This is a genomic window from Mucilaginibacter sp., from assembly GCF_036383575.1.
In the GTDB taxonomy this organism is placed as follows: domain Bacteria; phylum Bacteroidota; class Bacteroidia; order Sphingobacteriales; family Sphingobacteriaceae; genus Mucilaginibacter.
The window spans coordinates 1-13,432 of the sequence record NZ_DASVOB010000407.1; the positions used below are offsets into that span (position 1 = coordinate 1).

A 13,432-nucleotide genomic window follows, 5' to 3' on the forward strand; every position below is an offset into this window, starting at 1 on the left:
ACTGTTATAACCTGAGTTTTGGATATCATTTACCGGGTTGGAGCCGCCATTGTTGTAAGGGCCTGCCCATTTACCATCGGGATATCTTATCGGGAATGCATTAGGTGGGGTTAAGTACGATTCATACCAGATATTTCCTGCCGAGATGCCGGGGTAGCGGCTGCTCACCAGCATTGCATCCAGGTTCATGGTTAATAAAGTAGTTTTGGTGATATCGATGTCGAGATTTGACCTGAAATCGTAACGCTTAAAGTTAAGGTTGGGGTTGTAGCCATTTTGTTTGGTTACTTTATAACTTCCTTCCTGGTCATAAAAAGAAGCAGAAACATAATATCTTACAGTTGAAGCGCCACCGGTAACATTTAAGTTGGTATTGTAGCCGGGGGCCCAATTCTTATATACAGACTTTATCCAGTCAACATTTGGATAAAGGTATGGGTCCAATCCGCTCGCTGTTTTCTGGATAGTTTCTTCAGAATATGCAGCCGGATTACCATCATTTGTAGTTGCCTCGTTATGTAGCCTCATCCATGATACGGCATCAAGCATTTTAGGCGTTCGGGTAAGGCCCGACATAGATGTTTCCGTTTTAAAGGAGATCTTCGGCTTCCCCGCAACACCTTTTTTAGTATTGATAATCAAAACGCCGTTGGCACCCTTAGCCCCGTATACAGCAGTTGATGATGCATCCTTTAACAGGGAGATGCTTTGAATATCCTCCGGGTCGATGTTGTTATAAGCTCCTCCATAGGTACTGTTTACATCATCCCGCTGTACGCCATCTATAATAATAAGCGGGTTTGAATTACCTGTAAAAGTGCCAATGCCCCTGATGGTAAATGACGCGTTATCATAACCCGGCTCCCCGCTTCTTTGCATCGATATAACCCCGGCTACCTTACCTGCCAGTGCATTAGACAGGGAGCGGTTTGGAGTTGTTATATCAGCAACATTCACCGTTGTAACAGCCCCGGTTATGGTCAGCTTCTTTTGTTTACCATAGCCTACTACCACTACTTCATTTATACCTTTAGTATCGTCAAGTAATTGAACAGTAAGGAAAGATGTTGCCCCGGTAACTGTAATTTCTTTGGCAATGAAACCGGCAAATGAAATAACAAGGGTACTGTTATCATTAGCTTCAATGGTAAACCGCCCCTCGCTATCAGTTATTACACCTTTATCAGTCCCCTTGATACGCACGCTTGCGCCGGGTAAAGTAACACCCTTTGAATCAGTGACAACACCTGAAACTTTTATAATGGGTATTGATTGAGGTTGTATTTCAACAGGTTTAGGTTTAATAATAATAATTTTCTCGTTTATACTATATATAAACGGTTGCCCTTTAAATGTTTGCTTTAGTACTTCTTCTAATTCGGTATTCAGAACATTGATACTTACCGGGTTTGCCTGCTTAATCACCTTTGAATTATAGAAGAAATCATATCCGGATTGTTCTCCTATTGATTTGAGAACCTTTTCGAGCGGAGCATTTTTTTCTGATAATGTAATTTTTTGTGCGTAACCTGAAGCACTCGCCTGAAGTATGGTTGCTACCAACAAGATGATGGATAGTTTCATAATCAACAAAGCTTTATTTTTTATACAGGGAATCCCATATAATGTTATTTCATAACATTTCATACATTTGAACTTGTTTGGGTTTAAGGTGTAATTGGACTACGAATTTAGTTTCATGGTAAGCCCTAACGTATTAGTCGGAAGTGTTCCAGCACTTCCGGCTTATTTTAAAGGCTACCTCAATGCGGGTAAAATCACGGCATAATGGTAACCCTCCTTCCTTCAATTTTAGTTTTAACGTTTCCTGTTTGTTCTATGATCTTCAACGCCTGGGCTAAGTCTCTTGAGCGCGACACCATGCCCCCAAACCTTAAATTATCTACATTGCCGGTATATTCTACATCAACATTATACCAGCGGGCCAGCTTGCTCATAATGCTTTTCAGGTCTTCATCAACAAACAGGAAATAACCATTTTTCCAGGCTACCACCTCTTCGGTATCAACTGTCTGAACATCAATTGAATTATCTGAATAATTGATATTTGATTGTTGCCCCGGTTTCAGCAGTTTTGATTGATTTGATTTGGTGGATAATACCTTAACAGAACCTTCTAATAAGGTAGTTTTTACCGAACTGTCGTCGATGTAAGAACTGATGTTAAAATGCGTACCTAAAACTTCTACCACCTGGTTGTTACTTACAACCCTAAATGGCTTTTGGGCGTTTTTTGCTACCTCAAAGTAGGCCTCCCCGGCTAATTCAACACTGCGTATGTTCCCTGTAAAGTTTGTTGGAAAACGGAGCGAAGAACCTGCATTTAACCAAACTTTTGAACCATCGGGCAGGTTAACCTGGTACTGGCCGCCTCTGGGGGTTTCAATGGTATTATAAGCCTGTTGAACTAAACCAGTTGAATTTGATGGAGCCTTTTCAATAGTATAAATCAATTTACCGTTGGCAGCTTTGGTGATAGTTACACCTGATTGTTTGGCCAGCTGACCTGTAGCAGCATCATCAAGGGTTATTTTTGAGCCATTAGCTAAAGTTAATAATGCCTTGTTACCGCCGGGAGCAACTGTATGCTTAAAGGGCTGAGCGTTATTTTTAGTTAATAAAGAAGAATTGTTATGTCTTAAGTAAAGAGCCAATAAAGATGAGACAACCAGAAACAAAGCTACAGATGCTGCTACAAACCACCTACTCCTCAAAAAAACAATCCTGTTAGGGGCAGATTCCCGTGCCTTTATTTCCTGTAATATTTTGCTATAAAGCTCCGTTTTTGCTACGGTTTCATCTCCCAGTAAAAGCTCATCCCATTTCAATTCGTTTTTTTGAAGCGTATCGTAATAGTCAAATAAAAGCTTTTCCTCATCGGCGGTGGCCTGATTGGAAAGATATTTATTGATTAAGTTTAGCAGTAGTTCTTTGTCCATTGGTTAGTTGTTGCATGTAAGTAACGCAACACCGGGGGTACCCCCAAAGAAATTGCAAATATTTCTTAACCATTAACAAATCGTGAAATTTGGGTAGTCAGATAAAGGAGTATGTTAAAAAGAAGAGTGTAAACGGAGCCGGGAATTGGCCAAAAATCTCAAAACCATCGTCCACAATACATAATAACGGCCACGCAAACAAAATCGCCCAATGTTTTACGCAGACGGTTTAACGCTATGGTTAACTGATTTTCAACCGTTTTTGGCGAAATCTCAAGTCGTTCAGCAATTTCTTTGGTTGATAAATGCTCTCTGCGGCTCATAATGAATATCTGCCGGCATTTCTCAGGCAATTCGGCAATCCCCTGCTCCAGTAAACGGTTAATTTCTTTTTCAGATAAGATTTCTTCCCCTCCGTTTTTGCTAAAAAGTTCTTCCAGCCTGTTAAAAAGATCTGCTTTTACTTTGCCGGAACGTATAATATTAAACACCTGATAACGGACAGCGGTATATAAATAGGCGTTTAAAGAAGTGAGCTGCAGGTTAGCCCGTTTCATCCACAGGTTTACCAATACCTCCTGGGTGATATCTTCAGATACCTGGCGGTCCCTGAGTATATTGTATGCCGAAAGATAAAGTTTTGACCAATATTTATTATAGATGCGCTCAAATGCCACAATATCATTCTCTTGAATCAACGCTATAAGTCTGTCATCAGACAATAACTGAACTTCGGGGCTATTCATTCCGCATTATAACTAATTGGCAACGTCAAAGAAAGTATTTTTTATTGTTTTTTAATCTAAAATCCGCTCCCATCCAAATTGCTGATCAACGCCGGTACGGGAGGCCTCTTTAGCCTGCCCATCAATTGTTACCATTTATATCGCATCTGCAATTCAGCCGGTATTTTGGTTAAAGCCTCCAATTTGTTATTTCGGATAATTTTATAATAGTAAATAAAGTTAAAAAAACTGTCAAATGAAAGTCACCGGAAAATAAAATGCGGCAAAGTAAAAGGTTTTTGAATTGCCTATAAGCCGTTTAATCTGTTTTGGGAAACGCGTACAATTTCGGCGGCATTTTTATTCCTTAGCCCTCCGATATCAAAACCGCTTAAAATATTTTCAAGCTCGCGCAACTTACCCTGCTGATTTCTTTTTATAAAATCGGCCTTTAGTATATTGATTTTTTCACAATCCTGAATACCTTCAATCAATCGTTCAAAGCGGATAGATGATCGCAGCCCCGGATAAACTAAGTAGGCATCCCCTGATGACCATGATCCGAACCGTGTATCTCGTAAAGGATCTTTTGTCCAGCAGTTGTAAGCCCATCTTAAATAGCCATCATACCCTTTGTAAGCTACATGCCAGCCCAGCCAAACAGACTCTGCCGGTGCAGAAAAGGTAAACGTATTAGGATTCCCCTCTGTACAACAGGTATAATAGGTGGTGTTAAGCCCCGCCCTTTTACGTGATATGATAGCACCGCTATCTATTACCTGATTTGACGCCACACTGTAATCCACCAGATCTTTTTCAATTTCAGGATGGTAATTACCTGCCAATGAAATTTTAAAATCTTTATCTGCACTTTTTATTAAAGCTATCGCTTTTTGCATATCCTCCAAAGGCCTTTCATCCATAGCGATAGTTGTTTTTTTAAACCATCCTTTCTTTTTTAGATGGTTAGCAAAATCGGATAGCATAGGACGCCAATGCTCATTATATTCTGGTGTGCCGGGTTTAGCTATGATGGCGGTATCCTTTTTCAGCGTTTCATCATAATAATAAAACTTCAAATTCCAGGGAATCATACTATAACAGTTGATAAACTTATCAATACCCAGCGACATCATAAAAGTTACCCATTTATCAAAAACGCTATAATCATAAGTCCATGAACCGTTTTTGTTTTTAGTCCATTTTATCATTGATCCATAAATATCATATGTTTGACTATTCCATGGGTCATAAATAAGTGTAGCGGTAATTGATTTTTGACCGGCATTTGCCAGCATTTTCATATACGGACGCATGAGGTCAAAATGTTGCTTTGACCAGGGTTTTACACCGTACACCCGGGAAACCGAATAAGGGTTTTGCCACAGATCGAGGTGGAATTTCCAATGTTCGGGTGCAGGCAGGATATGATTAAGTACCTTAACGGTATAATGCAAAATATAAGTATTCGCCCCTCCTCCTTCCCTGATTTTCACATAACCTTTATAAATACCTTTAACAGCACAGGCAGGAACCTTAACACTTAACCAAACAGGTCGGGTAGTATTTTTAGCTACAGAAAGAGATCTGACTGGATCAATAATATCCTCTACAAGAGAGGAATCATGACCTGCCTGAATACCGCAGCCGCCACCTCCATTATTCAGCCCATCGGCCATCACATAACGCACAAAATTTGCACTGATGTTTTTTACAGGAATTGTATGGCCTTTTTCGTCTTCAAGTTTACTCCATTCAAAACTTAATTGTTCCAGGTTACGGGTGGTCCAAACCAGGAATTGCGTATGTACCTTTTCTCCTTTCCATGCTTTGGTTTGCCATTTGGTTTGCAATGGAAATATTGATGGGGCATTGCGTTTCTCATAACGAATATCTGTTGACGCAAAACTTACATAAACACCCGGTTTTAATTCATTCCAGCTTTTCTGCTGAACAGGTTTGGGATCCGGAAGCTCCTGGTAAGCCCCACTCATTTTAACCTGTGCCGAAACAACAGCACTAAATAATAACAGGATTACAGTAAGTTTCATTTTCATATTTTGCTATGTTGCAGTGAATTGGATGAGTATCCAGGTTTAATTTTCAAATTGCATTTTTCCAAAAAACTCGGGTAAATGAAAGTTGGTATCTGCTGACTTGATATTATTCCAGGTTAAAAAATGGGGATCGGGCAGTTCATCACCGCATTTATGAAAATTGACCCGGCATTGCCTGCCATTTAATGATGTAATGGAATGATTGCAAAACACTGCTAAAGGTATCATTAGCGTCAGTTCCCAACCTATACTGCCTTGTCCGCCACTATCAACCAGTTTTAAATTAGTTTGATGCCTGATCGTTCTTATGGCGGCCTCCGGTAATAGTTTGCGGTTTGTCCTGCTTGTTCCAAAACCCAACATGCATGTACCTGCGCAATTAAACCCAAAACTATAGTAACCCTTTTCATCTCCAAAGGATACAAAAAACTCCACGCAACTATCTTTATAAACCGGCTCGTTAGGTTGCTTATAAATTGCCCTTACAGATTTTTCACTTACATAATATTTTATAAAAATACTATCCTCACCAAACGCTATGGCAAAATGCGCATCCGGCTTATAGCCATTGACGGACCAGGGCGTCATTCCGATGTGATTTTTTTCATAATTATCTAACAAATAAGATACGTGCGCTATGGGACTTACTTTATTTACAAGTCCTAAAAATGGTACCGTTAATTCTTTCATTCTACTTTGGATGCTAATTGCGTATATGTTTTTGCTACGTCCTGAATTATCTGATCTAAAACAACATACTGCTCCTCAAGCTTTTTAAGGAGCTGAAACTGTACTCTGGTACGCTGTAAATTATGCTCGGCAAAACGCGTTTTATAGTAAACGTCACCTTCTATATAATCTGTAAGGAAACGTACCCCTTGCATATATGGAATTAATAAAACCCCCATTACAAGCGTTTTAACTTCCATATCTGATAAAAAGCTACCCGCGCTTTTAAAATACCCCTCTGTATAGGCTTTAAACAATGGAATATTCAGGGTAACTTTTGTAATATCGCTCTCATCTTCGGATGCCGTGTTTATAATAGTACGGATAGCATCGCCAAAATCATATGCAACATAGCCAGGCATAACCGTATCAAGATCAATCACACACTGCCCGTGATCGTTCATATCAAGCAGTATATTGTTGAATTTAGTATCGTTGTGTGTAATGCGCAGAGGTAATTTCCCTTCTTTGCCTAAATTCAGAATGGTAACCATCGTGTCGGCCCTTTCAATAACAAAGGTTAATTCAGGCAACACTTCTTTAACCCGGCCTTCAACATCAGCCAGCACAGCTTTATTTAACCTGTCGAGCCGCATAGCGATGTTATGAAAATCCGGTATGGTTTCGAAAAGTAAGTCAGTATCCAGATCTGATAACAGTAATTGAAATTTACCAAATGCCTTACCACCCTCATAGGCCTGCTGATCGGTAAGCACGAGGTCATAGCTTTTAGTATCCTTTAAAAACAAATACATCCGCCAGTAATTGCCGGCTGTATCGCAAAAAAAACATTGCTTATCCTTTGCCCAAACCATGGTAAGCACTTCTTTAGTTGGGTTAGAGCCAGGAATTTCGGCCAGCTTTTTTTTAAGATGACTGGTTACCAGTTGTACATTATTCATCAGCGCCGGTACATCTTTAAATACATGGTGATTGACACGCTGAAGCAGGTAACCGGGTAATTCCGGGTTGGTAGTCTTCACGTGAAATGTATCATTGATATGCCCGGAACCAAACGGTACAATAATTTCAACGTTTCCTTCAGTGCAAAAATTAGCTACTATTTCGGGTATGTTATATGACATTTTCTGTTTTAGTTCGTTTCAATTACTTTTTAAAATCTGTATCACTTAAGTGTTTTACTGGCTAAGCATATGGTAAGTCCCGCGGAAAATGCCTACTCCTTCTGGACGACCATATTGCATTTTATACCAAGTGTATACGTAAACATTAAAATTTCATAAATGCTTCAATACAAATATAAAAATATTTGTGTGTCCGCACACATTTTTGATTTTTTTGTTCGAAAAAACAACTATTGATTATGCTGCAGTGAATTTATAGTGAGCCGGGAGGCAGTCATGCTCTACAGCAACAGCTATGTTGAAATAATTTTGTGGAAAAAAGGGATAATAAAACAAATCCATAATAAATTGCCCGGCAGTAACAATTCATTATGGATAAAAATATACGGAGTAAACCGCCAGAAAATGGTCGATCAATTAAATATCTAAATAAACAGTGTCTTCATCATCTATGTAATAATTCATGTTTTCTTTGGTAACTATATCAAGCGGAAGGTATTTAATGATAGGCACTTCTTTTTTGAATGCGAGGTAATCCGTTAGCTGATAAATACCCCAGTAACCCTGTCCTTTGGGGTTTTGATTAATCAAAAAACTAATTGCGCCTTTGTTGAGGAAATACAGATTGGCAGGAAGTAGATCGTATCCTATTATTTTGATATGCTTTATATGGCGCTGCTCCAAATACTTTGCAATTTCATGAGCTTTGGATGTTGTTACAAACACACTGGCCATATCTGGTGTGCTATCGATAATGGCATCCAGCTGCGTGATAAACAAAGCAGCATTAGCCCTATTTAATTCAATCCGTAAAATTTTGTACTGGTGCTCCAGGTTATTTTGCGAAAAATAATTACGAAATCCCTGCTCTTTTTTTAAGAGGTGGGCGGCATTACTTATCTCTTCATCAATATGGGCAATTAAAACAGAACAAGGTTCGGGCTGTCCATAATGAATAAGTTTCCCCGCCAAAAAACCACTCTGATATGAATCCTGACCGATGTAACTCAAGGGCTCGCACTCAGCAATTTGGGTATTAAACAACACAAAGGGGATTCCGGCCGCTTTCCATTTCTCAAAAAAAGGCAAAGTTTCCCGGTAAAATATCGGGGATAAAATTATACCATCCGGGCTATCATTGGTTAATTGCTTGGCATTGCTTATAAATGATTCTACATCATAAGGGTCAAACACATATTGCTGAACAACTATGCCATATTGCTTCAAATCTTTCTCGGCTTTTTCAATTCCCGCTTTAGGAGCGTACCAATATGAATCGCTTTTATGATCGGGTATTAACGCGGCAATTTGATATATTTTATTTGAACCCAAAGCCCTTGCCATAAGGTTTGGTTCATAATCCATCTCTTCAATAATCTTCAGTATTTTCTCTTCTACTTTTTTTGACACCCGCCCCCGCTTATGCAATACCCTGTCAACTGTACCTGTTGAAACTTTTGCTTTTTCGGCAATATCTTTAATGCGTACAATTTTATTCTTCATATTAAATCTACATGTGAAAAAGATAGCAAATTTAATATAGTTTATCGCATTACTATTGCCACAATTTAGTGAACTTAACTGAAAGCTGGGCTGTTATTTTTTGAGATAAGGAACCAGGGAGATCGCCAGTTTCCGGTAGCCCTCCCCGTTTGGATGTAAGCCATCGCCAAAAAGCGACTCGTCAATATTGCCGGTATTATTAAGCAGTAACTTTCCGGGGTTAATAAAGCGGACCTGTGTTTGAGAAGCTAATTCAGAAATTGCTTTGTTAAGAAGTTTTACCCGTTTTTCCATGGCTCTTCTGGGCAGCAAGCCCGACAAAAGAATCTCAGTTGTGGGCTGGCGCACCTTTACTGCCCGTACCAGCAATTTCAACCCTTCTATTATTTCCTGGTCATTATTAACAGATAAGTTATTGGTGCCTATCATGATCATCACCTTATTTGCCTTAAAGTCGTCAATCTCTTCATGATATACGCGCCATAATACATTCTCTACCTGGTCCCAGCCAAAACCAAAGTTTTTCACACCTAATGGCTCAAGGTATTTATCCCATGAATCGCCTCCCCTTGCTAACGGAGCCTTTGGCGAGCCGCCCCAGTAATTCAATATAGAGTTGCCAAGGAATACAATTTTTGGCGAATCAGTTTTAATAAGCGTTAGTATTTCATTATGCCTGTTTCGCCAGTCATAATAGCCATCTCTGCTTTGTACAACAGGTTGAGTAGTTGAATATTTGCCGGTTGGTTCTTTGATAATTGTGCGTATAGCTTTCTCATAGGCATTGGCATATTTTTCCATGCCAATATCATTGGGGTGCAAACCATCAACCGTTGAATTGATATCAAGACCAATTTCCTTATTGGTTAATAAATAAACGTTTTTTGCCCCTGCGGTAATTAGCTTTGAATAAGTACCATCAAGAACTTTATTTACACGGTTGTAGTTAGCATTCCTGCCTGTATCTAACAGACCATCAATATCCCCCCCGCTATGTTCTACCAACAGGACAGGAACTTGTGGATGTTTTTCATTTAAACTTTGTACTGATGCTAATAAACGCTTTTCAATTTCCTGGTCAGAAAAGCTTGTTAAATTGGGCATGCAATCAAGTACATATATTTTTGCATCAACCTCTGCCATCAGGTCAATGACCGATTTTTCAAGCAGCCCTGTACCTGAAAAACCAAGGTTTACCAGCGGACGATCAAGCGCACGCTGTACAATAGAAGTCCATGCCAAACCGGGTCTTGATGCGCAGCCCCCCTGTGCAATAGATGTTCCATATACAAGTACGGGTTTTTCTTTAGATAAAGGCATAAAATTAAATGCATTGCCAGTAGGAACACCTATTTCAAGCCAGGATACTGAATTATATAGTGGCAAAAACAATCTGTATTCATAGCTTCTTCCCGGAAAAGCAGCGCTGACTTTTATATTTGAAAAACGATAAGTAATGGTGTCTTTAAATGAAAAACTACCGGGGGCCAGGCACCATTTTCCATTGGGATCCAACGCGTAAAGATCCAGACCGCTTACGCCTGTAGCCGGCATGTGAGACATCGCGAGATCACCCTTAACTTTATAACGAATAACCAGGTTAGGCGCATCTGTTTTAAACTTGATATATAAGCCCGCACTGCTGTGCGAGAGGTTCCATACATTAGGATTTAACTCCTTTTGGGCACGTTCCGGAAACCTATCATAAGTAGCCGCAGTTTCCGTTGGCCATGCCTGCCCCTCTATAACAGGGAAACCCGCTTTGGCCGGGTCAAGCCATTTATATGTTATAGTAGTTTGAGAAAAGGATAAGGTAAAAAAGAAGCAAAAGAACAATAAAATGAGTATTGATATCCGTTTCATTGGTAATTTATTAAAAGGCTGTTTTCCGATTAAACAGGGAAGCTGCCGCCGTATTTTGCAGGTAACAAAGTGTTACCACAAATCAAATGATACAATTTATTTGCGCACGCACCTATCTAAATTCAGTCGCTACTTTCATAATGTTAATCGGCCGAAAAAAAATAAAACCATTAATGGGCTGGTATCGCGTTCAGCACCATCACTTCAAACGGCTCAAGCGTAACTGTATAAGTTTCTCCTTTAAATAAAGGTTTTTTAGTTTCCCGGCTGCTAAGTTTAGCATTATAAAAAAGATAAGCAGGCTTACAATTTAAAGGCAATTCAAAAACTTTACGCGTATCCACAAGGAAGGTTTTTACTTTATTTGACGGGTTTCTTAAAGTAAGAATTGCCTTTTTGGGCGACCATGAAGCGAACCCATAAATATCTCCTTTTGATGGGTCGCCGCCTACCCAATGTGTATCGGGCATGATATCTGCATTTTTCCGCGCCCATTTTATGGCGGCCGCCAGGCAATTCCAGTTAGCGGTGTTTAATTTATGAGGATTAATATACAATTCCTGCAAACTTGTTCCGGATCCAAAAAACGACCAGATCTCGTCAGAAATATCTTTATCATTCATTTCAAATTTGGCAGGTGCACCATTGTCTGCAATGCAAATCCCATGATACATTAGTGAGCTTAGCGGATAAAGGGAGGCGCGTTGAACAATGTTTTTATATACTTCGCCATCGCGATAATTAAGCCATTGTTGCCTGTTATCTCCCTGCCCCTCTGTATTTGTATCCCAGCCATTTCTCCAGATCACATCGCCATATTTGAGCCAGAAGGGTGATGGCCAGGTGCCTATGGTCAGGCTAAAATAAAGATCAGGCTTTACCCCGCGCAAAGTTGACACGAGGTTTAACAGCGATTCCATATCTGTTTGATATTCGGGAGTTGCACCTGTTGATTTATCCCCTGCCCCAACACCATCAAATTTAAACATCGAGATACCATATTTGTTTACAAAGCCTGCAGCGGCATCTTTAAACCTGTTTGAATAAACAGTGCCTGAAAGGGAAAATCCATGCGAGTTTGTTTCAAACGGAGGATTTTGTTTCCGTCCATATTCCAACCTTTGCTCCTTGGCCTGCTCATACCCCCCCCAGGGCGACATCCACACACCCAATGAAGCACCGTATTTATCAGCCAGTGTTTTGATGTTATCGAAGCCCGCAGGAAAATTGGTTTTGCTTATTTGCCATAATGTTTGGTTATCATCCCAGCCATCATCAAACAAAAACGCATTTAAGGAAATATGACGTTTCGCGGTAAGACTGTCACCGAATGCCTGAATACGGTCCAGGCAGCCTGCTTCAGTCAGTTTACGGTCGGCCCATGATAAATCATACCACGAATTATAGTGCAGCATTTGCCTGTATGGTACGGCCCTTTCCCGTTCCAGGTAATAAAGGAATGCCCTGCGTAACTGTCCCTGTAAAGCCACTCCCCAAACTGTAGAGGCAGTCAGATCCGGCGTCGGCTCCTGCCGGTCAATATAGCCGTTTACCCACCCATCATTAGTTTCATATTTACTAATGGGGCTTTCACATGCTACAAAGAAATCCTTTGATATTATTGGCGATCCGTCAACAATTCCTGACGGCTCTAATCCCGATCCTACAGGGAGTTTTATAAGTTTTAATTTACGGATTCTTAAAGAATCCGTAACACTATTAAAGGTAAAAACCTGTCTGATATAATTGGAGTTATCTTTTAAAATGGCCTCCCAGCTTAAACGAATGCCATATTTTACATTCAAAAAAACGGCTAAAATTTCTTTTCCATCTTCCTTTTCTGAAAGCTTCACGGCCCCACTATTGCCTTTTATGTCAACAATTTTTAATGGGGAGCTCAATTCAAAGTCAGCAGAGTTAATTACCGTACCATCCTTTAACTCGAGCTCGAAAATGGGGGCACCTTTTAAAGTGATCCGCTTATGCTGTGCGCCAAATTCGTTTATGGCAATTGTTTTTTTGCCGGCAAGCCATTTCATAGACAAGTAATTGTTTTTTAAAATCACAGCTCCCTTATTTGCAAAAGCAACCGCTTGACCCGGTTTTATATCTGAAAGAAAAACATTTTGAGCCTTGGAAACACTTGTAAGGCTGAGGCAAATTAAAAACAATAATTTTTTTAGCATGAGTTATAAACTATAAGAAAACAGTGAACCGTCATCAGTGTGTGCGCACACAAATATAAAATATAGTCTACAGCAAAAAAGCCGGTCAAAAGCCATTTGCCTGTTAAGGATGAGGATTTATATGCTTATGTTATGATATTGGGCTAAACAATCGTTTGCGCCATTTTTTAATGACGGGGTGGCATCAGGTTACTTTCAAGCAGAGAAAGGCATAGATTAATATGTTAGAATTATTTTCCAACATTTTGTCTACTGTTCAAACAATCACCAATCGTACTTAAGGAAACAACACATGGTCGTTGTTCCCTTTTTTATACAATTCCC

Annotated in this window: 9 protein-coding genes; all 9 read right to left on the minus strand. The window is 39.8% G+C overall.

Translation table 11 applies throughout. From position 1 onward, the window contains the following. A partial coding sequence (locus VF500_RS14175) for a SusC/RagA family TonB-linked outer membrane protein (protein WP_330860287.1) occupies positions 1-1,584 on the minus strand: 1,584 nt, incomplete at its 3' end. Between the two features lie 194 nt (positions 1,585-1,778). Then, positions 1,779-2,960 (minus strand): FecR family protein, encoded by a 1,182-nt coding sequence (locus tag VF500_RS14180; RefSeq protein ID WP_330860288.1) that lies wholly within the window; start codon positions 2,958-2,960, stop codon positions 1,779-1,781. A gap of 158 nt (positions 2,961-3,118) precedes the next feature. Continuing rightward, the gene (locus tag VF500_RS14185) at positions 3,119-3,706 is read right to left on the minus strand and encodes an RNA polymerase sigma-70 factor (protein ID WP_330860289.1); all 588 of its coding nucleotides are present in this window, start codon (positions 3,704-3,706) and stop codon (positions 3,119-3,121) included. Positions 3,707-3,993: 287 nt separating this feature from the next. Then, positions 3,994-5,736 (minus strand): DUF4091 domain-containing protein, encoded by a 1,743-nt coding sequence (locus tag VF500_RS14190; RefSeq protein ID WP_330860290.1) that lies wholly within the window; start codon positions 5,734-5,736, stop codon positions 3,994-3,996. A gap of 45 nt (positions 5,737-5,781) precedes the next feature. Next, complete coding sequence (locus VF500_RS14195; RefSeq protein ID WP_330860291.1) at positions 5,782-6,432, minus strand: carbohydrate-binding family 9-like protein; 651 nt, start codon at positions 6,430-6,432, stop codon at positions 5,782-5,784. Then, positions 6,429-7,556: an aminoglycoside phosphotransferase family protein gene (locus VF500_RS14200; protein ID WP_330860292.1), complete on the minus strand. Its 1,128-nt coding sequence runs from the start codon at positions 7,554-7,556 to the stop codon at positions 6,429-6,431. The genes VF500_RS14195 and VF500_RS14200 overlap by 4 nt, the downstream gene beginning before the upstream one ends. Before the next feature lie 417 nt (positions 7,557-7,973). Then, positions 7,974-9,059, minus strand: a complete 1,086-nt coding sequence (locus tag VF500_RS14205; RefSeq protein ID WP_330860293.1) for a substrate-binding domain-containing protein — start codon at positions 9,057-9,059, stop codon at positions 7,974-7,976. A gap of 93 nt (positions 9,060-9,152) precedes the next feature. After that, complete coding sequence (locus VF500_RS14210; protein ID WP_330860294.1) at positions 9,153-10,922, minus strand: SGNH/GDSL hydrolase family protein; 1,770 nt, start codon at positions 10,920-10,922, stop codon at positions 9,153-9,155. 170 nt (positions 10,923-11,092) lie between these two features. Next, positions 11,093-12,961 (minus strand): hypothetical protein, encoded by a 1,869-nt coding sequence (locus VF500_RS14215; RefSeq protein WP_330860295.1) that lies wholly within the window; start codon positions 12,959-12,961, stop codon positions 11,093-11,095. Positions 12,962-13,432 lie beyond the last annotated feature (471 nt).